Raw genomic sequence first — 22045 nt, 5'->3', positions numbered from 1 at the left:
ATCATGAAGCTTGCCCATGCCCTGAAGAGCGCCTCCGTGAAGACCGCCGGCGGCCTGGCTCCCGTACAGGACGGCAGGTCCAGCCGATGGGAGGGGCACAGGGCCGAGCGACGGCGGCAGCTGATCAAGACCGCACGGTGGGCCGTCGACGCCCTCGGCCCCGGGGCCTCCATGGAGGACATCGCCGCGGCCGGGGAGACCTCGAAGTCCGTGTACTACCGCTACTTCGGGGACAAGACCGGCCTGCAGCGGGCGATGGCGGAGGTGGTCATCGGCCAGATGCAGCAGAAGGTGCTCGACGCCGCGAAGGCCGCGTCCACTCCCCGGGAGGGCCTGTACGCGATGGTGCTCGCCTACCTGCAGATGGCGCAGACCTCGCCCAATGTCTACGCCTTCGTCACCCGGGTCGGTATCGCCGAATCCTCGGCGACGCCTACGCGCGCCTCCACGGCGGCGTCCACACCATCCTCCACGGCGGCCGACGACGGCCAGGACACCCTCGCGCACTTCCTCGCCGCGGTCACCGACATGATCGCGCGTCCCATGCGCGGCTACCTGCTCTCCCCCGACCGTCCCTCGGCGCCCGACGACGCCGCGCCGGAGTACTGGCCCGCGGCTGCGATCGGCATGGTCCGGGCGGCCGGCGAGCACTGGCTCTCATCCCCCGACTCCCCCGACAAACCGACCGAGGAGCAGATGGCCCGGCACATCACCGGCTGGCTCTTCGACGGCATCAGCCGCTACGAGGCACTCGTGCCACCGGCAGCCCCCCATCCCCCAACCCGCCAACGCGCGAAGGACACGCCATGACCCAGACCATCACCCGGCCGCAGCAGATCCCCGCCACGGCCGACATCAGGGACGACGAGCACGCCACCGTGGACACCGCCGAGCTCGGCGAGCTGCTCCTCGGCCGGTGGGCGCACATCCGCCGCACGGCGCGTGAACTCGCCGGCCGCCCCGAAGTGCAGAAGATCGAGGGCCTCACCCACACCGATCACCGGCTGCGCTGCCTGGACCAGCTCCACTACCTCGTGGAGCAGCAGGCCGTCCACCGGGCATTCCCCAAGGCGCTCGGCGGCAACGACGACCACGGCGGGAACGTCGCGGGCTTCGAGGAACTCGTGGTCGCAGATCCGTCGCTGCAGATCAAGGCGGGCGTGCAGTGGGGCCTCTTCGGCTCCGCGGTCATGCACCTCGGTACCGAGAAGCATCATGAGGCATGGCTCCCGGGCATCATGGACATGCGGATCCCCGGCTGCTTCGCCATGACCGAGACGGGCCACGGCAGCGACGTCGCGAGCATCGCCACCACCGCCACGTTCGACCCCTCCACCGACGAGTTCGTCATCGATACGCCTTTCCGCGCTGCCTGGAAGGACTACATCGGCAATGGCGCCATCGACGGCCGGGCCGCCGTCGTGTTCGCCCAGCTCGTCACCAACGGCGTCAGCCACGGCGTCCACGGTTTCTACGTGGAACTGCGCACCGAGGACGGCTCCTTCAAGCCCGGCGTGGGAGGAGAGGACGACGGCATCAAGGGCGGCCTCAACGGCATCGACAACGGCCGCCTGCACTTCACCGACGTCCGGATCCCCCGGACCAACCTGCTGAACCGCTACGGCGACGTGGCCCAGGACGGCACCTACACCTCTCCCATCGCATCCCCGGGGCGCCGCTTCTTCACGATGCTCGGAACCCTGGTGCAGGGCCGCGTCTCGCTCGACGGCGCGGCGGTGGCTGCGAGCAAGCTCGCCCTCACGGCCGCGATCACCTACTCGACGCAGCGCCGCCAGTTCAACGCATCCTCGAACCTCAAGGAAGAGGTGCTGATGGACTATCAGCGGCATCAGCGCAGGCTCCTGCCTCGCCTGGCCGCCACCTACGCCGCGTCCTTCGCACACGAGGAGCTCCTCGAGAAGTTCGACGGCGTCTTCTCCGGCGAACACGACACCGACGAGGACCGCCAGGACCTCGAGACCCTCGCCGCCGCGTTCAAGCCCCTGAGTACCTGGCTGGCACTCGACACCCTGCAGGAATGCCGTGAGGCGACCGGCGGCCAGGGCTTCCTGGTGGAGAACCGTTTCACGTCGCTCCGCGCGGACCTCGATGTGTACGTGACCTTCGAGGGCGACAACAACGTCCTGCTGCAGCTCGTCGCCAAGCGACTCCTGACGGACTACGCCAAGGAGTTCAAGGGCGTGGACTTCGGTGTCCTGGCCCGCTACGCGGTGTCCCAGGTCGCCGGCAGGACGCTGCACCGCTCGGGCCTGCGCCGTGTCGCCCAGACCCTCGCAGACACGGGCTCGGGCAAGAAGTCGGCCCTCGCGCTACGCGACGAGGAGACCCAGCGCGATCTGCTGACCGATCGCGTGCAGTCCCGGGTCGTCGATCTCGCCGCCGCCCTGCGGGGGGCGAAGGGCATGTCGCAGGAGCGAGCCGCCGCGCTCTTCAACGAGCACCAGAACGAGCTCATCGAGGTGGCCCACGCCCACGCGGAGCTGCTGCAGTGGGAGGCGTTCACACGCGGCCTCCACAGGATCACCGATCCGGGCACGCGTCAGGTCCTCACACGCCTGCGCGATCTGTTCGGCCTGTGCCTGATCGAGAAGGACCTGGCGTGGTTCCTCATGAACGGACGCCTCTCGGCGCAGCGTGCCCGTACCCTCGACAGCTACATCAACCGCCTGCTGGCGAAGATCCGCCCCCACTCCCTCGACCTCGTGGAGGCGTTCGGCTACGGCCAGGAGCACCTGCGCTCTGCGATCGCGAGCGGTGCGGAGCAGGAGCGGCAGGAGGAGGCCGCCGAGTACATGCGCCGGCGCCGGGCCAGCGGGGACGCGCCGATCGACGAGAAGACGCTGCTGGCCCGCGGGGCCCGCGAGAAGAAGCTGAGGAAGGCGCGGAAGGCGGCGCCGGCGCCCGCTGCGGGGTAGGGGCTCTGTGCCCCCATGTGATGGGCGGACGGGCCGCGTGAACCATGGGGACCTCCGGGTGGGGTGGAGCTCAGGAGCTCTGCGCACCGCCGGGGGTCCTCACCGTTCGCGTCATCGGAGCGCTGAGACAGCGTCGGCGGGAATGATCCCCGGGGCGGTGAAATCCTGGTTGTCCACGATGACCGTGGCCCGTTCCCAGGGTCGTACGGTGTCGAGATAAACGCGCTGACCGCCGACATACCGGTGCATCCGCCGGAGCGTGGACGACGATCGTGGGCCGATCGTGGATCCCGTCGACGAGGTCGGCGGTGAAGGAGGTCTTCCCACTGCCGTCGACGCCGTCGATCGCCACCAGGCGGCCGTCCGCTGGAAGACTGCCTCGAAGAGTGGTGAGCACCGAGCGCATGAATTCTCCCATGCACTTCATCATTCCTGAGCGTCAGGCGGCACAGCGTCAGGCAAGTAGTGTGAGATCTCAGCGTGGGTACCGGCTCGACCGTGCTCCGTGATTCTTCTGGGGGAAAGGGTTGCCATTTGGAGCGCCGGACATTCATCAGCGCGGTCGTCGCCGGAGGCGTGGGCCTGGGCCTCGCCGCATGCTCCCGGGCATCGGGTCTTCCTCCTGAGGCGATGGGTCCAGCAGCCCCTGCAGCACCGCCTCCTCCGACGTCCGCCTCACCACCACCCATACCGTCGCCCATGGCACCCAGCCCGACCCCGCCGGCCACGGCGCCTGCCGTGACGAAGGTGCCGCTCCCGGCAGGGGTGATCACCGGGCTGCCTACCTCGGAACAGGTTCTGGCCTGGACGGTCGACGACGGCTCGGACAGCGAGGTCGTCCGGCTCTACATCGAGTTCGCCCGCACGAGCGGCACCCGCCTGACCTTCTTCCTCAACGGCTCCTACCCGGGATGGTCCGAGCACGCGAAGCTGCTCCGACCGCTGGTAGCCTCCGGCCAGGTTCAGCTCGGCAACCACACGTGGTCCCACGCCGCTCTCACCAGCCTCAGCGATGCGGGCGTCGTCGCGGAGCTGCAACGCAACCACGACTTCATCGTCTCCACCTTCGGCGTCGACCCCCGCCCGTACTACCGCCCCCCGTACGGCTACCGGGACGCGCGGACGGACGCGGCGGCCGCTTCCATCGGGTACACCTCCCCCACCATGTGGTACGGGTCGCTGGCCGACTCGGAGCACCGGCCGGAGCAGGAGATCCTCGGTCTCGCCGGTGAGTGGTTCCTGCCCGCCCACGTGGTGATCGGACACCTGAACTTCCTTCCGGTCACGCGGGTCTTCCCCCAGCTCGAGCAGCTCATCACCGACCGCGGACTGACCACGGTCACCCTCAACGACATCTTCCGGTCCTGAGCGCGCTCGGATCGGGCACCCTAGCGGCGGGTCCCGGTCAGCGCCGGCGCTCGGCGAGGTTGTCCGCCACCACGGCCAGGAACTGCTCCGTGGTGAGCCATTCCTGGTCGGGCCCCACCAGCAGTGCCAGGTCCCTGGTCATGTGGCCCGCCTCGACGGTCCTGATGACGACGTCCTCGACGGTGCCGGCGAAATCGATGACGGCCGGGGTGTCATCCAGCTGCCCGCGATGCATGATGCCGCGGGTCCACGCGAAGATCGACGCGATGGGGTTGGTGGAGGTCGGTTCGCCCTGCTGATGCCGGCGGTAATGGCGGGTCACGGTACCGTGTGCAGCCTCGGCTTCCACGGTGGTGCCGTCCGGGGTCACCAGGACGGAGGTCATGAGACCCAGTGAACCGCACCCCTGGGCGACGATGTCCGACTGGACGTCGCCGTCGTAGTTCTTGCACGCCCAGACGTAGCCGCCTTCCCATTTCATCGCCGAGGCGACCATGTCGTCGATCAGGCGGTGTTCGTACGTGAGGCCGGCGGCGTCGAAGAGGTCCTTGAACTCGGTGTCGAATATCTCCTGGAAGAGGTCCTTGAACTGGCCGTCATAGGCCTTCAGGATCGTGTTCTTGGTCGAGAGGTACACCGGATAGTCGCGTTGCAGCCCGTAGGCGAAGGAGGCACGCGCGAAGTCGCGGATCGAGTCGTTGAAGTTGTACATCCCCATGGCCACCCCTCCCCCGTCCGGGTAGGTGACGACTGTCTGCCGGATCTCCTCGCCGCCGTCGGAGGGGACGAAGGTCATCGTCAGGGTGCCAGGGCCGGGGACCTTGAAGTTGGTGGCGCGATATTGGTCGCCGAACGCATGGTGACCGATGATGATCGGCTTGTTCCAGCCGGGAACGAGGCGGGGAATGGTGGAGATGATGATCGGCTCACGGAAGACGACCCCGCCCAGGATGTTGCGGATGGTCCCGTTCGGGGAGGCCCACATGCTCTTCAGGCCGAATTCCTCGACGCGGGCCTCGTCCGGGGTGATGGTGGCGCATTTGACGCCCACATTGTGCTCTTTGATGGCGTTGGCTGCGTCGATGGTGACCTGGTCCTCCGTCGCGTCGCGATTCTGGATCGACAGGTCGAAGTACAGCAGGTCGACGTCCAGGTACGGGAGGATCAGGCGGTCCTTGATGAACTGCCAGATGATGCGGGTCATCTCGTCGCCGTCGAGCTCCACGATGGGGCCGACGACCCTGATCTTCTCACTCATGCTGTGTCCTCTGGCGTAGATGTGATGGTGGGCGGGCCGGCCTGCCGAGCGGCGGGGCCGGTGCCTCACCGGCTGCTGCTACCGGCTCGTGCGTCGACCGGTCGGCTGCAGTCCTGGCGTGGTGGGCGTGCCCGACGGGATTCTCCGATCGCGCTCGGGGCCGTGCGTGCTCGTCGCGGGAGGCCGCGGGGATCCGTCAGGTGCTCGCCCCACGACGATGTGATCGATGGCCGGCCAGCTCTCTCCGGGGACGACTCGGGGATACGTACCGAAGGACTCGATCAGGAGCCCGGCCTCGGACAGCCATCGGCAGGCGCTTCTGGCGCTGACCATCGCCGCGTCCTCCCGGGGCGCCCCTGCGCCGGCCGGGCCCGGTGGCGTCTCATGTCCGACCAGCAGGAACCGGCCGCCCGGGACCAGGCCTGCCACCGCCCGGGCGATGACGTGTTCCATGGAGGGTGCGGGGACATCCAGGAAGGCGGCCAGGATCAGGTCCAGGCTCTCCGGTTCAGGAGCGGCGTCACGGGCGTCGGCGTTCGTCCACGTGAGGTCGTCGCTGATGCCTTCGGCGGAGGCCCGTTCGCGCCCTATGCGCAGCGCCTCCTCCGAGAAGTCCAGTGCCTCCACCCGCCAGTTCCTTCCGGCGAGCCACACCGCGTGCCGGCCGTCCCCGCAGCCGAGGTCCAGCGCGCGTCCGGGCGGGAGCTTCTCGAGTTCCCTGATGACACGGGGACTGGCCGGGGCCCACCCGGCGTCGACCTCCCGGTACCAGCGGTCCCAGGCCTCCACGCTGGGTCCAGGGACCACACGTCGTGTCCCCGGGTTCTTCCACGCGGGCTGCGTGCTCCCGGTGGCGGTCATGACGGCGATCCCGGGTGCGGTTCCGAGCGGGTGAACGCTGAGGGGTCCTGGCCGGGGAGGGCCGTGATCCGCGCGGCACGGCTGCGGGCGACATGGCTGCGGGCGTGCTCCACCGCCGGGTCCAGCTCGGCGAACAGGTGCTTGTGGTGGCGCAGGGACTCGAGCACCCCGACTCGGGTGACGAGGCGGAGGTGGCGGTCCTGGATACCCTTGATCAGCACGGTGATGCCGCGGCGCTCGAGGGCGGTGACGATGTCCGTGATGACCCGGGCGCCGGTCGCATCCAGCGCCTGCAGCTGGGACATGCGGATGATCACGACGTCCACGTCGCGGATCTCGTTGACCCGCTCCAGCACCCGTTCCGCGGCGGCGAAGAACAGGGCCCCGTCGAGGCGGAAGACGGCTATGTGGGCGTCTCCGTCCTGGGCCGGCCCCGGGATGGCTTCCCGGTGGACTCCGCTGGATCTCACCAGATTGCGCAGGGCGAAGAAGGCGGCCATCACGATGCCGATCTCCACCGCCTGGATCAGGTCCAGGGACACGGTGATCACCGCTGTCACGAAGAACACCACGGTGTCGGCGCGGGTCGAGCCGATGACGCTGCGCAGGGTGTTAACGGACACCATGCGTGCCGCGGTGACCATCAGTACGCCCGCCAGCGCTGCCAGGGGAATGCGCGAGACCGGACCGGTGGCGAGGTAGACGACCGCGAGCAGGACCAGGGCGTGCGTGATGGCTGCAAGTCGGGTCCGCCCTCCCGAACGGACATTCACCGCGGTGCGCGCGATGGCGCCCGTGGCGGGCATCCCGCCGAAGAAACCGGAGGCCACCGACGCCAGGCCCTGGCCGAACAGCTCACGGTCGGGGTCATAGGGGCCGGTGTCCGAGATGGAGGCGGCGACCCGTGCCGAGAGCAGCGATTCGATGGCCGCCAGGGCGGCGATGGTCGCAGCCGGTCCGGCAAGGGTGAGGATCAGGTCCCAGGTCAGGCCCGGTGCGGTCGGCGCCGGCAGGGAGTCGGGCAGCGCCCCGATCCGGGCCACCGGCAGGTCGGCGACCTCGGCCACGACGCTCGCCACGACGATGGCGATGATCGATCCGGGGATCTGGGGATGGACCCTGGGAGCAAGGATCATGATCAGTGCGACGACGGCGACGAGAGCCACGGGCGCGAGGAGTCCGACGAACGACGTCGTACCGAGCGCCTGGACCGCGGATACCGCGGCATTGCTGCTGGGCCCGGGATCCACGCCGAACGCGGAGGGCACCTGCTGCAGGAAGATGATGACCGCGATGCCGAGGGTGAATCCTTCGATCACCGGCCACGGGAGGAATGCCACGACCCGGCCCAGCTTCAGGATCCCTGCGACCACGACCATCAGCCCGGCCAGCACGCTCACCACGGCCAGCGCGCCCGGACCGTGAACGGCGATCACCGGGCCCAGCACGACGACCATCGCGCCCGTGGGCCCGGATACCTGGACATTGGAGCCGCCGAACACCGCCGCGACCAGGCCCGCGACCACAGCGGTGATCAGCCCACTGGCAGCTCCGGCCCCGGAGCTGACCCCGAACGCCAGCGCCAGCGGCAGGGCGACGATGCCCACCGTGAGACCCGCGATCAGGTCTCCCTTCCAGGTCCGCGGTGCCTGCGCATAGTCACGCAGCCCGGGCAGCAGGGGGCGGATGTTCGAGAGCACCCTCATGGAGTGCGGTCATCACCCGTCGGAGTCATGATCGACGCCCTGGTCAGGGCCGAGTACTCCAGGTTCTCCCTCGTGGCGTGCGGGACCTCCTCGAGGAGTCCCCGCGCGACGGCCAGCAGTTCCGCCACCCGCGGCGTGGCCAGGGTGTAGAACTGCTGGAGTCCTCGGCGCTCCGACGTCACCAGGTGATACCGGCGCAGTACCGACAGATGCTGCGACAGATGGGATGCCTCAAGGCCCGTCGCCAGCAGCAGGTCCGACACCGAGACCTCCGGTGCTGCAGACAGCAACTCCAGCACGCGGATCCGGACAGGGTGCGCCAGCCCCTTGAAGAGGTTCGCCTTCACCTCATAGAGGGGCGCGCGGAAATCTGCGAAGTCCTGGGTGCCCGGCTTCTGGTCTGACAACGTCGGACCCTCCGTTACTTGATTGAATGATGTATTCATCATATCAACGTCCGCGACGATGCGGAAGCCCGGATCAGGCGACGACGCCGGCGTGTCAGCCGGGGGCGGGTGTCAGCCGGTGACATGCCCGAGGAGATGGGAGACGAGGTTCAGACCGCCAGGGTCTCCGCTCCCTCGGGGGCCGTCCGAGCCGGGCGGATGGGGGGTCAGAGGACGCTGCGGTACACGCCGAGGGTCGTCTCCGCGATCGATCCCCAGTCGAAGTGCCGTTCCGCGCGCTGCCGACCAGCGGCACCCATCGCCGACGCCCGCGCAGGGTCCCCCACGAGGGCATTCAGCGCAGCGGCGAAGTCCCGGACGAACTTCTCCGGATCCAGGGGCGTCCCCGTGCCGTCCTGTACCTGTTCGAGGGGCACGAGGGTGCCGGTCACGCCGTCGTCGATCACTTCCGGGATGCCGCCGGTCGCCGACGCGACGACGGCGGCGCCGCAGGCCATCGCCTCGAGGTTCACGATCCCGAGGGGCTCGTAGATGGACGGGCAGGCGAAGACGGTGGCGTGGCTCAGGATCTGGACGACCTCCCGGCGCGGCAGCATCTTCTCGATGAGCACCACGGATCCCCGCTTCTCCCGCAGCTCCGAGATGAGCACCTCGGTCTCGGCGGCCAGTTCGGGCGTGTCCGCGGCTCCGAGGCAGAGGACGAGCTGGACATCGGCCGGCAGGTGCGCCGCCGCGCGCAGCAGATAGGGGACGCCCTTCTGCCGCGTGTTGCGGCCCACGAACACCACGCTCGGGCGGTCGGGGTCGATGCCGTGGGCGCGGAGGGCGTCGTCGTCCTCGTCGCGGGACCACTGGGCGACGTCGATCCCGTTGTGGACCACGTGGACCCTGCCGGGGTCGACGTCGGGGTAGCTGCGGAGGATGTCCGCCCGCATGCCGGCGGACACGGCGATGACGGCGGCCGCCGCCTCGTAGGACGTCTTCTCCACCCATGAGGACACCGCGTAGCCGCCGCCCAGCTGCTCCGCCTTCCAGGGGCGCAGCGGCTCGAGGCTGTGCGCGCTGAGGACGTGGGGGATGCCGTGCAGGAGGGACGCCAGGTGCCCGGCCATGTTGGCGTACCAGGTGTGGGAGTGGACGAGGTCCGCTCCCGCCATGGCGTCCAGCATCTGCAGGTCCGTGCCCAGGGTCTGGACGGCCGGATTGGCTCCGGCGAGGCCCTCCGGCACGCCGTAGGAGAGCACGGAGGCTCCGTGGTATTCCCCCGGCCGGGGCGCCCCGAAGGCGTGGACCCGGAGGTCGACCTGCGGCGCGAGGACCCTGCTGAGCTCCGCCACGTGCACCCCCGCGCCACCATAGATCTCGGGCGGGAATTCCTTGGTCACAATGTCTACTCGCACCCACCCAACGTAGTGCAGTGTGTCCGAGTCCTCTAGTGTGAAGAAACCGGAAGGGTTCCGGCCTGTGTTTACCGACGCTGATCGACCACCCATCGAGCAGGCAGAAACACTCAACGAAGAGCGGGGGGTCTCAAGTGGCGCCGAAGAAAGTACTGGCCGTGGTCCTGGCAGGTGGGGAAGGCAAGCGCCTCATGCCACTCACGGCGGACCGTGCCAAGCCGGCCGTCCCGTTCGCGGGCAGCTACCGGCTCATCGACTTCGCGCTGTCGAACCTGGTCAATTCCGGCTACCTCCAGATCGTGGTGCTGACGCAGTACAAGTCCCACAGCCTGGACCGGCACATCTCGGAGACGTGGCGGATGTCCACGCAGCTGCAGAACTACATCGCGTCCGTCCCGGCGCAGCAGCGCCGCGGCAAGAGCTGGTTCCTGGGCAGCGCAAATGCCATCTACCAGTCCCTGAACCTCATCCACGACGCCCAGCCGGACATCGTCGTCGTCATCGGTGCGGACCACGTGTACCGCATGGACTTCGAGCAGATGGTCGACGCCCACGTGAAGAGCGGCGCTTCCGTCAGCGTCGCGGCCGTCCGGCAGCCGATGAACCTCGTGGACCAGTTCGGCGTGATCGAGACGGACCCGGACGATCCCGGGCGCATCGCGGCGTTCGTCGAGAAGCCCAAGAGCACTCCCGGCCTCCCGGATGACCCCGACAGCTTCCTCGCCTCCATGGGCAACTACGTGTTCACCACCGACGCCCTGCTGAAGGCACTCGAGGACGACGCCGCGCGGCTGGACACCAAGCACGACATGGGCGGGGACATCATCCCCTACTTCGTGGAACGCAATGACGCCGCGGTCTACGACTTCACGACCAACGAGATCCCGGGCTCCACGGATCGCGACCGCCAGTACTGGCGCGACGTCGGCACCATGGACTCCTACTACGACGCCAACATGGACCTCATCTCCCCCTTGCCGCTGTTCAACCTGTACAACCTGCAGTGGCCCATCTACACCCGCCAGAGCGTCTCGCCTCCGGCCAAGTTCGTCCGCAGCGCGTCCGGCCGCTCCGGGGAGGCGCACGACTCGATCGTCTCGGCCGGCGTCGTCGTCTCCGGCGGCGCGGTGACCGCCTCCGTCCTTGCGACCGACGTGTTCATCGACGAGGCCGCGGAGGTCACGGGCTGCGTGCTCCTCGACAAGGTCAATGTCGGACCGGGGGCCGTGGTGCGGCGGGCCATCATCGACAAGAACGTCCGGATCCCCGCCGGCGCGACGATCGGCGTCGACGCGGACCTCGACCGCCGCCGCGGCTTCGCCGTCACCGACTCGGGGCTCACGATCGTCAGCAAGGGCCAGGTCATCCCGCCGAACTGATCGCCCCGACCCCCCTGAGGTGCGGAGAGGCTCCGGCATGCGCCGGGGCCTCTCCGCGTACCGGGCGGGTCCGATCCCCTCCGTCCGGACCGGGTCCGGGGACGTCGATCCGCCGGGAAGGGTGCCGGCGGACGCGTGGTTGAATGGCCGGATGGAGAACGAGAACCTGACCCGGGACGAGGCGGCTACCCGCTCGGCACTGCTGGAGACCGAGAGCTATACCGTCCACCTGGATCTCTCGCGGGCCCGGGACGCCTCCGAGCGGACCTACACCACCACGAGCACCGTGGTGTTCTCCTGCCGCGAGGCGGGGGCGTCCACGTTCCTCGACTTCATCGGGGAGGTCACCGGCCTCGAGGTGAACGGTCAGGTGCTCGACCCCGCCGCGGCCGGCGACGGCGCCCGCGTGCTGTTGCACGACCTCGCCGTGCACAACACCGTGACGGTCACCGGCCAGGCCCGCTACAGCACCAGCGGTGAGGGACTCCACCGCTTCGTGGACCCCGCCGATGGCGAGACCTACCTGTACACGCAGTACGAGCCCGCCGACGCACGCCGCGTCTTCGCGAACTTCGAGCAGCCGGACCTGAAGGCCACCTTCACGGTCAGCGTCGTCGCTCCCGCCGACTGGACGGTCGCCTCCAACGGCGCGGAGACCGGCGTCGGACCGCTCGACGACGAGGCCGACACCTCGACGGCCCGCTGGACCTTCGCGCCCACGCGGCGCATCTCCACCTACATCACCACCGTGCTGGCGGGCCCCTACCATCGGGAGGCAGACTCCTGGACCGGGGCGGCGGGCACGGCCGGCGAGGGCCTCGAGGTGCCACTGGCCCTGTACTGCCGCCGGTCACTGGCCCCGTCCTTCGACGCCGCCGAGATCTTCGACACGACCCGGCGCGGGCTGGACTTCTTCCACGACCTGTTCGACTACCCCTACCCCTTCGGCAAGTACGACCAGGCGTTCGTCCCGGAGTACAACCTCGGGGCGATGGAGAACCCCGGGCTCGTGACCTTCACCGAGAACTACGTTTTCCGGTCCGCGGCCACGGAGGCCCAGCGCGAGGCACGGGCCAACACGATCATGCACGAGATGGCGCACATGTGGTTCGGCGACCTCGTGACGATGACCTGGTGGGACGACCTGTGGCTCAAGGAGTCGTTCGCCGACTACATGGGCGCCCTCGCGGTGGCGGAGGCGACGCGCTGGAGCACCTCCTGGGTCAGCTTCGCGAACCGCCGGAAGTCGTGGGCGTACGTGCAGGACCAGCTCCCGACGACCCACCCGATCGTCGCGGACATCCCCGACCTCGAGGCCGCCAAGCAGAACTTCGACGGCATCACCTATGCGAAGGGCGCCTCCGTGCTCAAGCAGCTCGTGGCCTTCGTGGGCCGCGAGGACTTCACGACCGCCGCACGGCAGTACTTCCGGAAGCACGAGTACGGGAACACGACGCTCGCGGACCTCCTCGACGTGCTGGCCGTCGCGACGGGCCAGGACCTCGCCGCGTGGTCGCGCTCCTGGCTCCGGACCTCCGGCGTCCCCGCCCTCACCGCCGAGGTCACCGCCGACGACGGCGTCCTCACCGGGGTCACCATCGTCCAGGACGCCACGGACCCGGTGACGGGCCTGGACGAGCCCCGGCCGCACCGCATCCGGGTGGGCCTGTACTCCTTCGACGCCGAGGGCCGGCTCGTGCGCACGCGCGCCGAGGCCGTGACGGTCGACGCCGCCCGGACCGCCGTGCCGGTGCTCGTCGGTGCCGCCCAGCCCGACCTCCTGCTGGTCAACGACGACGACCTGACCTACGCGAAGCTCTCCTTCGACGAGCGGTCCCTCGCCACGCTCCTGACCTCGATCCACCGCCTGCAGGACCCCCTGGCCCGGGCCACGTGCCTCACCGCCTTGTGGTCCAGCACGAGGGACGCCCGCCTGCCGGTCGGCTCCTACCTCTCGGCCGTGATGCTCGCGGCGCCCGCTGAGGGCGGCGTGGGTGTGCTGCAGGTCCTGCTGGCCAATGCCGGCACCGCGATCGAACGCTTCGCCCCCGCCGGAGACCGCCCGGCGCTCCGCGACCGCCTCGGCGACTTCCTGGCGGACGGCCTGCGTGCCGCCGCGGCGGGATCCGACCTCCAGCTCGCCTGGGCCCGGGCGCTCGCGTCCGCGGCCCGCAGCGCCGGGCGCGCCGCCGACGTCGTACGCGCCGTGCTCGACGGCAAGGAGGGGATCGACGGCCTCGGCCTCGACGCCGAACTGCGCTGGCTCCTCCTGCAGGGACTCGCCGCGCAGCAGCGCGTCCGGGGCGGCGAACTCGAGGCCGAGCGGACCGCCGACCCGACGGCGTCGGGCCGCGTGGGCTTCACCCTCGCCTCCGCCGCGATCCCCGACGCAGCCATCAAGCGGGCCACGTGGGATGAGGCGGTCCACGGCGACCGGCTCTCGAACGAACTGCTCAGCGCCGCGGTCGAGGGCTTCATGCTCGGTTCGCACCTCCTGCTGGATCCGTACCGGGAGCCCTACTTCGAGGCCCTCCGCGGTGTCTGGGCGACCCGGGGCATCGAGATGGCGAGCAGGATCGTCCGTGGCCTGTACCCGGGACACCAGGACCTCGACGGCGAGCCCGGACACCACCCCGTGGTCCTGCGGACCGACGCCTGGCTGGACGCGAACCGCGACGCACCGGCGGCGCTGCGCCGCATCGTCGTGGAGGAACGCGACCATCTCTTCCGGTCCCTGCGGGCGCAGGCTCAGGGCACGCGGTAGAGCCACTCCTGGGTGCCGAACTTGTGCTCCACCAGGTCCTCGGCGCGGCGGAGGTCGTCGTCGGACAGGGAGACCTCCACCGCCCCGTACCGCTCGCGGAAGGTGTCCATCATGACCCCGATGATCTCCTCGCGGGCCAGCCCGGTCTGGCGACGCAGGGGGTCCACGCGTTTCTTGGCGCTCGTCGTCCCCTTGTCGGACATCTTCTCCCGGCCGATGCGCAGCACCTCGAGCATCTTGTCGGCGTCGATGTCGTAGCTCATGGTCACGTGGTGCAGCATCCCGCCGTTCGCGAGGCGCTTCTGGGCCGCGCCGCCGATCTTGCCGACCTCCGTGGCGATGTCGTTCAGGGGCTGGTACCAGGCCTGGATGCCGAGCCTCTGCAGGGCGTCCATGACCCAGGCATCGAGGAACGGGTAGGAGTCGGCGAAACTCATGCCGTCGACGAGCGACTGCGGCACGTAGATGGAGTAGGTGATGGCATTGCCGTGCTCCATGAACATTGCTCCGCCGCCGCTGATCCTGCGCACCACCGTGACCCCGTGCCGGTCCGTACCCTCCGGGTCCACCTCGTTGCGCATGGACTGGAAGCTGCCGATCACCACCGACGGCGACTGCCATTCCCAGAAGCGGAGGGTCGGGTTGCGTGATCCCGTGCCGACGTCGTGGGTGAGGACCTCGTCCATCGCGACGTGCATGGCCGTGGGCAGCGGCGTGGGAGGGATGATCTCCCACTGGTGGTCCGCGAAGCTCGAGGCCTTCCCCAGGGCGCGGCGGACCGCGGTGGCGATGGCCTCCGGTGAGAAGCCGAACAGGACGGCCGACGGGTCGAGCCGCTGGGTGATCGCAGCGGCGAGCTCGCCGGGAGCTGTGTCGGCGGGAAGACCCTCCAGCGCGGCATTGATGTCCAGCAGCGCCTCGTCGGGTTCGAGGAAGAAGTCCCCGTTGACCGAGACGCCCGTCAGGCGGCCTCCCTGCACGGTGAGGTCCACCGCCGTGAGTTTGCCGCCCGGGGTCTTGAATTCGCCGTGCAGGCGATCTGCGTCCGGTGCCTGTTCCATGGGTGCCTCCCTTGTGTGCTTAATCGGGAGAAGCCACGCCGGATGGGCGTGGCTTCTCCTTCGGACCGCGGTCCGGTGCTCGAGGTGAGCGGGTCTACTTCTTGGTGCCGAAGCCCTTGAAGCGCGCGTTGAAGCGCTCCACGCGACCGGCGGAGTCCATGATGCGCTGCTTGCCCGTGTAGAACGGGTGGGACTCCGAGGAGATCTCGACCTCGATGAGGGGGTAGGTGTTGCCGTCTTCCCACTCGATGGTCTTGGGCGAGCCGACCGTCGACTTCGTCAGGAACGCCTTGTCGGAGGCCAAGTCGCGGAATACGACCGAGTGGTACTTGGGGTGGATATCAGACTTCACGGGACTACCTTCTCTGGTTGCCTGGATTTTGCCAGGCACGGGGGATGAAAGGGTGGCGACAGCGCCAGCTGTCCATACTAGCGCAGGAGCGCCCATGGGGCTAAAGGACGGGCCGCGCGCCGTCGTACCTGCATTCCCAGAATGCGACCGCCGCCGCCGCGGCGACGTTCAGCGAGTCCACGCCACCGTGCATGGGGATGGTCAGGGCGACATCGGCGTCGGCCAGGGCACCGTCGCTCAGCCCGTCCCCCTCGGTACCGAGCAGGAGGGCGAGCCGCTCGTGGTCCCGCGCCGGGAATGCACCGAGCGGGACGGCCCCGGGGCCCAGGGCCAGTGCAGCGAGGGTGAAACCGGCGGCGCGCACGGCGGCGAGGTCTCCGGGCCAGGAGCTCAACCTGGCCCAGGGGACCTGGAAGACGCTGCCCATGCTGACGCGCACGGCCCTCCGATAGAGCGGGTCCGCGCTCCGCGGGCTGAGCAGCACGGCGTCGACGCCGAGTGCGGCAGCTGAGCGGAAGATCGCGCCCAGGTTCGTGTGGTCCACCATGTCCTCGATGATCACGACGCGCCGGGCGGAGTCCAGCAGCTCGCCGAGGGGCCGTGGTGCGGGCCGGTGCATCGCGGCGAGGGCGCCACGATGCAGGTGGAATCCCGTGATGGTCCCGAGTGTGGCTTCGGGCGCCACGAATGCGGGCACGGACGGGAAGCGGGCGAGGACGTCGGCCAGGTCGGGGAGCCACTTCGGCGCCAGGAGGAAGGACCGCGGGACGTGCCCGGCATCGACGGCCCGTCGGAGGACCTTCGGACTCTCGGCGATGTACAGCCCCTCCGCGGGCTCCTTCGCGAGGCGCAGCTGGACGTCGGTGAGCCTGCGGTAGTCCGAGAGCCGGGGGTCGTCGACCGCGTCGACCGCGTCGACCGCGTCGAGCGCGATGACGGACATCAGGACGCGGGCGCGTGCCGGGGCGCGCGTCGGGCTGCGCTGCTCACGCCCGCGCGACGGCGCTGTAGCGGCCGTTCTCCTCGCTGACCTTCAGGGCGACGTCGAACGCCGTGCCCAGGTTCTCCTCGGTCAGGACGTCCGCGATGGGTCCGGCCGCCACCACGACGCCGTCGCGCAGCAGCAGCGCGTGCGTGAAGCCCGGCGGGACCTCCTCGAGGTGGTGCGTCACCAGCACCATGGCGGGTGCTTCGGGATCGAGGGCGAGCTCGGTGAGCCGTTGCACGAGGTCCTCGCGTCCGGCGAGGTCCAGGCCGGCCGCCGGCTCGTCGAGGAGCAGGAGCTCCGGGTCCGCCATGAGCGCCCGGGCGATCTGGACGCGTTTGCGCTCCCCCTCGCTGAGGGAGCCGAAAGGGTGGTTCATGAAGCGGGACATGCCCCAGGTGTCGAGCAGGCGGAAGGCGCGTCGCTCGTCGAGGCGCTCGTACTGTTCACGCCACCGGCCGGTGACCCCGTAGGAGGCGGTCACCACGACATCCAGGACCGTCTCGTGATCGGGGACCTGGGAGGCGAGGGCCGCAGATGCGAGGCCGATGCGCGGCCGCAGGTCGAAGACGTCGACGGCACCCATGACCTCGTCCAGGATCCCGACGACGCCCCGGGTGGGGTGGAGCCGCGCCCCGGCGAGCTGCAGCAGGGTGGTCTTGCCCGCTCCGTTGGGGCCCATGACCACCCAGCGCTCACCCTCGTTGACCTGCCAGTCGATCTCATCGAGCAGGGTCTTGCCACCCCTGACGAGGCTTACTCCCGCCAGTTCCAGAACGTCACTCATGGTCCTAGACACTAGGCTAAGGAGCGGCCCCGTGGCGAAACCGGCAGGCTGCCCTCGATGCTTGTGCTCCGCCGGTGGCCCGTCGGGCGGGAGCGCCGGGTCCGCCTGCCGCCTCCGGACGCGCACAGGACGCCACGATCAGGGCCTCATGGGACACGGACGCCGGCACCGGCGCGGACAGGAGCGGGAGCATGCGGGACACGGCACGGGTGGTCGCCTATGCGAGGCGGCTCGACGACGGACACCGGGAGGACCTGCTCTCCGCCCTGCGGGGACTCGGCGCCGAGGTCACGGACACCTCGTCCGCGGGGACACCGACCTACTCCGTGCTGACCCTCGGCGTGGGACTCACCGCCCCGGCGTCGGAGGTGCGCGCCGGGCTGTCCCGGTGGACGGCGGCCTCCGGTATCGGCGCCGCACTGGTGCCGGCGCCGACCTACGCGCCCGGGCCGAAGCTGCTGATCATGGATGTCGACTCGACGCTGATCCGGCAGGAGGTCATCGAACTGCTCGCCGCGCACGCGGGCCGCGAGGCGGAGGTGGCCGCGGTCACGGAGGCGGCCATGCGGGGCGAACTCGACTTCGCCCAGTCGCTCCACCACCGTGTCCGGGCGCTGGAAGGGCTTCCCGCCGCCGTGATCGACGAGGTCGTGGCGCGCATCGAACTGAGTGACGGCGCCGAGGACCTCGTCGCCGCGTTCCTCGGTGCGGGTCATCGTGTCGGCGTCGTGTCCGGCGGCTTCTCGCAGGTGCTGGCCCCCCTCGCCGAACGCCTCCGCCTGTCCTTCGCGAAGGCGAACGACCTCGAGATCCTCGACGGCGTGCTGACCGGGAGGGTGGCGGGCGCCGTCGTCGACCGGCGCGAGAAGGCGCGCACCCTCCGCGCCGAGGCCGAGCGCGCGGGCGTGGAGTCCGCGGCGGTGATCGCCGTCGGCGACGGGGCGAACGACCTGGACATGCTGGGGGCGGCGGGACTCGGGGTGGCATTCAACGCGAAGCCTGCCGTCCGCGCCGCGGCGGACGTCGCCCTGGACCTCCCGGACCTGGACGTCGTCCGCCACTTCGCCGGGCTGTGACCCGGGCTGCGTCCTGAGCGGCGGGTCAGCTCTTGGCGAGGAAGTCCTGGGCGCCGCCCACGTACTCGGTGTGGCCCGTGGGGACGTCCGCCGTGACCATCCGGACGATCTCGGTCGCGAACTCCGCGACCGAGTACAGCCGGCCCGCCTCCTGGCGCCGCGCCTCGATGGCTCCGGGGGTCGCACGATCCAGCAGCGTCGCCGTGACCGTCCCCTCGATCATGTCGCCGGACACGACGACGAGGGAGATCCCCTTCTCCTCCAGCTGGGGGATCCGGGCGCGCAGGGCGTCCTCACCGGCCCGCTTGCTGCGTGCAACGGGCTCATAGGCGTCCATCGTCTCGACCTTCTCGATGAAGTGCGCCTGGTGGCTGGTGATGAAGACCACCCGGGAGCCCGCGGGCATGATCTCCGTGGCGGCCTCGAGCATGGCGACCTGCGCGTCGCGATTGAGCTTCAGCGCGTAGTCCTCCCCCATCCCGGTCTCCATGCCGCCGGATGCGTTGAGGACCAGCAGGTCCAGCCCGCCGAAGGTCGAGACCGCGGCCTCGACCAGCGCCGCAGGACCCTCCGGCGTCGTCAGGTCCGCGCCGACCGCGACGGCCCTGCCGCCGGCCGCCTCGATCCCTGCGACCACCTTGTTGGCGCGCGGCGCCTTCTGACGGTAGTTCACGACGACGGCGGCGCCCTGGGCGGCGAGCTGCTGGGCGACGTCGGCGCCGATGCCGCGGGATGATCCGGTGACGATTGCTGTGGTTCCCTCGAGGGTGGCCATGGTGCTCCTTCTGGTGGGCTGTGGAAGTGGTGGTGGGGGTCCGGACGTGCCTAGTGGCCCATACCGAGTCCGCCGTCGACGGGGATGACGGCACCGGAGATGTAGCCCGCGGCGTCGCCGGCGAGGAAGGACACGACGCCCGCCACCTCCTCGGGCGAGGCGAAGCGGCCGGCGGGGATGGTGGCGAGGTAGCCCTTCCGCGTGTCCTCGGGCAGCTCGGCCGTCATGTCGGTGTCGATGAACCCGGGGGCGACGACATTGGCCGTGATGCCCCGCGAGCCGAGCTCGCGCGTCAGGGACCGGGCGATGCCGATGAGTCCGGCCTTCGAGGCGGAGTAGTTGATCTGGCCCGGCGCCCCGTACAGGCCCGTGACGCTCGAGATGAGGATGACGCGGCCGCGCCGGAGGCGGATCATGCCGCGCGAGGCCCGCTTGACGACCCGGAATGCTCCCGTGAGGTTCGTGTCGATGACGTCCGTGAAGTCGCTCTCGCTCATGCGCATGAGCAGGGTGTCGCGTGTGATGCCCGCATTCGCGACGAGCACCTCCACCGGCCCGTGCTCGGCCTCGACCTGCGTGAACGCCGCGTCGATCTGCTCCTCCCTGGTGACATCGGCCCGCACACCGAGCATCCCCTCGGGAATCTCACCATTTCGGTAGGTGATGGCAACCTTGTCGCCGTTGGCTACGAATACCTTGGCGATGGCAAGGCCGATCCCGCGGTTGCCTCCGGTGATGAGGACACTGCGGCCGGACGCCGTCGTACTGCTGTCTGCACCAGGTGCCAAGGGGGTAACTCCTCTGTCTTTGGGCCGAAAGGGGTCCACGTTGTTCATGCCGACCACCGCGCGGTCGCTCCGGACGGGCATTCCAGCCCGCTCGGACCTCCCCCGTGGCCATCGGTCAGACTGTCCCGACGATCCTAGCGGCGCATCCCTCGACTTCGGGAACGGGGCCCGGAATGAGACAATAGAGGGAGTCTTTTTGGAGTGTGATGAGTAAGCAAACGAAGCACAACACAGACGTCCACAGCATCTCCGACGCGAAGGAATCCCACAGCGACGAGATGCGCATACGCATGATCCGCTACACCGTGTCGATGAGCATCCGTCTCGTCTGTTTCGTCCTGGTCTTCGTGGTCCCGTACGTATGGCTGCAATGGGTGATGATCGCCGGGGCGGTGTTCCTTCCGTACTTCGCCGTGATCGTCGCGAACGGCGGCAGCGACACCAGCAACATCCGTCACAGCGAGGCCCTGATCGATCGTGCCCCGGTGCGTGAGATCGAGGCGAAGGTGGTCGACGCCGGTCCCGACGACGGCGACGACGTCCTCAGTGGCGAGATCATCGACGAACCTGCGGGCCCGGTCCATCACGGTTCCCACGATGCAGGCGGCGTCAGGCCCGACACCCGTGCCTGACACCCACTCCACGTCCCAGCCCGCGGCCGCTCCTGCGGCCGCGGGCCTCGGTCTGTTCGGGGTACCGCGGCCGGACCCGGGAGGGTCCCCCGTCTGCTCACGCAAGGGGTGCAAGAACGACGCCCGGTGGCAGCTGCTGTGGAACAACCCGCGCATCCACACCCCTGAGCGCCGCAAGGCCTGGGCCTCCTGCCCGGATCACGTGGCGTGGTTCGAGGAGTACCTGCGGGATCGCGGGCTCTGGAAGGAGACCCTGCCCCTGACCGCCGACCGACCGATGGAGACCCGCTAGGTGTTCCGCTACTTCTTCTCAGCCCGCTGGCTCGGCTGGCTCGCCATGGTCATGGTGCTGGCCGCCGGGTGTGTGGGACTCGGACGGTGGCAGCTCGACCGGCGCGAGGCCGTCGTCGAGGACATCCAGCGCATCGAGGCGAACTACGACGCGGCGCCGGAGCGGTACGTCCCGGGGGCGAACAGCCTCGATTCCTTCGATCCCGCCCGCGAGTGGACGCCGGTGACCTTCACCGGGACGTACGACGTCGAACACCAGGTCGTGGCGCGGAACCGGCCGCTCAACGGCCAGCCGGGGTACGAGGTCCTGACCCCGCTCCGGCTCGAGGACGGGACCGCCGTCATCATCGATCGCGGCTGGTTGCCCATCGGCAACGCAGAAGCGGGACGGCCGGACGAGATCCCGGCCCCGCCTGCAGGGAGGGTCGAGGTCACCGCGCGGATCAGGCCGGGCGAACCCGAGGTGAACCGTGGCGCCCCCGAGGGCCAGGTCGCGTCCGTCCACCTCCCGTCGCTCGCCGGGAGCCTGGACTACCCCCTGCAGGATGCCGCCTACGGCCTGTTGGCGCTGGAGCGGCCCGCCGCAGCCGAGACCCCGATCGCCGCGCCGAAGCCATCCATCGACGAAGGGCCGCATCTCTCCTACTCGCTGCAGTGGTTCGCCTTCGGCATCCTCGCCTTCGTGGGCCTCGGGTACGCGGCGCGTCAGCAGCGCAGGAACGACGCCGAACAGGACGGCACCGCCCCCCGCCGGCCGGCCCGCCGGCGTCGCCGCCCCTCCTCGGAGGAGGAAGAGGACGCCATCCTCGACGCGCGCGGCATCCGCTAGGGATCACCCTCTTCCGTCGGCCGCCCGCGCCCCACGCCCGGCCGGGCGCATCCGACGACCACCCGAGCGTCTCCCCATGACCCGGAGCAGGTAGTCCGGCCAGGCGCCGGGACGCACGGATACGCGAGCCCGGGCCGGTCGCCGACCATGCACCCACCCTGACGACCCGACCCGGCACCGCCGTGCCCAGTATCGCGGTGCCTGTCGCGTCAGTAATCGCAAGTGCCAGATGCGTAGCTGCGTCCCGATCCCAAGTGGTACGTGCGAGTGTTTCACGCCGGAGTCGCGTGGAATGCACTCGTGCGCAGGGTGAAGCCCCTTCATAGAGTGACGACTGCGGCGATGAAACCACTGCAGCCGCGAATTCCCTGTGGCTCCAGGCTAGGAAAC

The 22045-nt window shown here is 69.7% G+C and carries 20 protein-coding genes; 9 read left to right on the top strand and 11 right to left on the bottom strand.

Translation table 11 applies throughout. The features are described from left to right. The first annotated feature begins 3 nt into the window (after positions 1–3). The 3 genes from IWX63_RS12840 (at position 4) to IWX63_RS12830 (ending at position 4304) form a co-directional block, all read left to right on the top strand. Positions 4–810 (top strand): TetR/AcrR family transcriptional regulator, encoded by an 807-nt coding sequence (locus tag IWX63_RS12840; protein WP_334685855.1) that lies wholly within the window; start codon positions 4–6, stop codon positions 808–810. Further along, positions 807–2936, top strand: a complete 2130-nt coding sequence (locus tag IWX63_RS12835) for an acyl-CoA dehydrogenase family protein (RefSeq protein WP_199278559.1) — start codon at positions 807–809, stop codon at positions 2934–2936. The genes IWX63_RS12840 and IWX63_RS12835 overlap by 4 nt, the downstream gene beginning before the upstream one ends. 699 nt (positions 2937–3635) lie before the next feature. Continuing rightward, positions 3636–4304, top strand: coding sequence for a polysaccharide deacetylase family protein (locus IWX63_RS12830; RefSeq protein ID WP_334685854.1), 669 nt, complete (start codon positions 3636–3638; stop codon positions 4302–4304). Between the two features lie 37 nt (positions 4305–4341). On the opposite strand, the gene IWX63_RS12825 is transcribed toward IWX63_RS12830, so the two are convergent. The 5 genes from IWX63_RS12825 to glgA form a co-directional block, all read right to left on the bottom strand. Next, positions 4342–5562, bottom strand: a complete 1221-nt coding sequence (locus tag IWX63_RS12825) for an NADP-dependent isocitrate dehydrogenase (RefSeq protein WP_199278558.1) — start codon at positions 5560–5562, stop codon at positions 4342–4344. A 78-nt stretch (positions 5563–5640) separates the two neighbouring features. After that, positions 5641–6423 (bottom strand): class I SAM-dependent methyltransferase, encoded by a 783-nt coding sequence (locus IWX63_RS12820; RefSeq protein WP_199278557.1) that lies wholly within the window; start codon positions 6421–6423, stop codon positions 5641–5643. Then, the gene (locus IWX63_RS12815) at positions 6420–8129 is read right to left on the bottom strand and encodes a SulP family inorganic anion transporter (protein ID WP_199278556.1); all 1710 of its coding nucleotides are present in this window, start codon (positions 8127–8129) and stop codon (positions 6420–6422) included. The genes IWX63_RS12820 and IWX63_RS12815 overlap by 4 nt, the downstream gene beginning before the upstream one ends. Continuing rightward, positions 8126–8536, bottom strand: a complete 411-nt coding sequence (locus IWX63_RS12810; RefSeq protein ID WP_334685853.1) for an ArsR/SmtB family transcription factor — start codon at positions 8534–8536, stop codon at positions 8126–8128. The genes IWX63_RS12815 and IWX63_RS12810 overlap by 4 nt, the downstream gene beginning before the upstream one ends. A 206-nt stretch (positions 8537–8742) precedes the next feature. Further along, a complete protein-coding gene (glgA, locus tag IWX63_RS12805; RefSeq protein WP_199278555.1) occupies positions 8743–9936 on the bottom strand; it encodes a glycogen synthase in 1194 nt (397 codons plus the stop codon). A gap of 134 nt (positions 9937–10070) precedes the next feature. Between glgA and glgC the strand changes: the two genes are divergently transcribed. Both glgC and pepN read left to right on the top strand, forming a co-directional pair. Then, positions 10071–11315, top strand: coding sequence for a glucose-1-phosphate adenylyltransferase (glgC, locus tag IWX63_RS12800; RefSeq protein ID WP_199278554.1), 1245 nt, complete (start codon positions 10071–10073; stop codon positions 11313–11315). 151 nt (positions 11316–11466) lie between these two features. Beyond that, positions 11467–14079, top strand: a complete 2613-nt coding sequence (pepN, locus tag IWX63_RS12795) for an aminopeptidase N (protein ID WP_199278553.1) — start codon at positions 11467–11469, stop codon at positions 14077–14079. On the opposite strand, the gene IWX63_RS12790 is transcribed toward pepN, so the two are convergent. The 4 genes from IWX63_RS12790 to IWX63_RS12775 form a co-directional block, all read right to left on the bottom strand. Continuing rightward, complete coding sequence (locus IWX63_RS12790; protein WP_199278552.1) at positions 14064–15140, bottom strand: lipoate--protein ligase family protein; 1077 nt, start codon at positions 15138–15140, stop codon at positions 14064–14066. The two genes, pepN and IWX63_RS12790, sit on opposite strands and share 16 nt — an antisense overlap. A gap of 94 nt (positions 15141–15234) precedes the next feature. After that, positions 15235–15492 (bottom strand): type B 50S ribosomal protein L31, encoded by a 258-nt coding sequence (locus tag IWX63_RS12785; RefSeq protein WP_199278551.1) that lies wholly within the window; start codon positions 15490–15492, stop codon positions 15235–15237. Between the two features lie 100 nt (positions 15493–15592). Continuing rightward, positions 15593–16435 carry a TrmH family RNA methyltransferase gene (locus tag IWX63_RS12780; RefSeq protein ID WP_199278550.1) on the bottom strand — a complete coding sequence of 281 codons (843 nt, stop codon included), beginning with the start codon at positions 16433–16435 and terminating at the stop codon, positions 15593–15595. A 43-nt stretch (positions 16436–16478) separates the two neighbouring features. Beyond that, on the bottom strand, positions 16479–17264 hold the full coding sequence (locus tag IWX63_RS12775; RefSeq protein WP_199278549.1) for an ABC transporter ATP-binding protein: 786 nt from the start codon (positions 17262–17264) through the stop codon (positions 16479–16481). A 191-nt stretch (positions 17265–17455) separates the two neighbouring features. Between IWX63_RS12775 and serB the strand changes: the two genes are divergently transcribed. Then, complete coding sequence (gene serB, locus IWX63_RS12770) at positions 17456–18340, top strand: phosphoserine phosphatase SerB (protein ID WP_199278548.1); 885 nt, start codon at positions 17456–17458, stop codon at positions 18338–18340. Between the two features lie 25 nt (positions 18341–18365). On the opposite strand, the gene IWX63_RS12765 is transcribed toward serB, so the two are convergent. Next, positions 18366–19115 carry an SDR family oxidoreductase gene (locus IWX63_RS12765; RefSeq protein WP_199278547.1) on the bottom strand — a complete coding sequence of 250 codons (750 nt, stop codon included), beginning with the start codon at positions 19113–19115 and terminating at the stop codon, positions 18366–18368. Positions 19116–19165: 50 nt separating this feature from the next. Continuing rightward, entirely contained in the window at positions 19166–19903 is a 738-nt protein-coding gene (locus tag IWX63_RS12760; RefSeq protein ID WP_334685852.1) for a beta-ketoacyl-ACP reductase, read from the bottom strand. Between the two features lie 206 nt (positions 19904–20109). On the opposite strand from IWX63_RS12760, the gene IWX63_RS12755 reads away from it, so the two are divergent. From IWX63_RS12755 to IWX63_RS12745, 3 genes are read left to right on the top strand one after another with little or no spacing between them, the layout of a single operon-like run. Continuing rightward, positions 20110–20535: a DUF3099 domain-containing protein gene (locus tag IWX63_RS12755; RefSeq protein WP_199278546.1), complete on the top strand. Its 426-nt coding sequence runs from the start codon at positions 20110–20112 to the stop codon at positions 20533–20535. A 52-nt stretch (positions 20536–20587) separates the two neighbouring features. Continuing rightward, positions 20588–20827, top strand: a complete 240-nt coding sequence (locus tag IWX63_RS12750; protein ID WP_199278644.1) for a hypothetical protein — start codon at positions 20588–20590, stop codon at positions 20825–20827. Beyond that, a complete protein-coding gene (locus IWX63_RS12745) occupies positions 20828–21655 on the top strand; it encodes an SURF1 family cytochrome oxidase biogenesis protein (RefSeq protein ID WP_199278545.1) in 828 nt (275 codons plus the stop codon). Positions 21656–22045 lie beyond the last annotated feature (390 nt).

It is taken from the genome of Arthrobacter sp. CAN_A2 (genome assembly GCF_015752045.1).
Taxonomy (GTDB): Bacteria; Actinomycetota; Actinomycetes; order Actinomycetales; family Micrococcaceae; genus Arthrobacter_D.
Note: the sequence above shows the minus strand (reverse complement) of the source record. Positions and strands in the feature narration are given on the sequence as shown.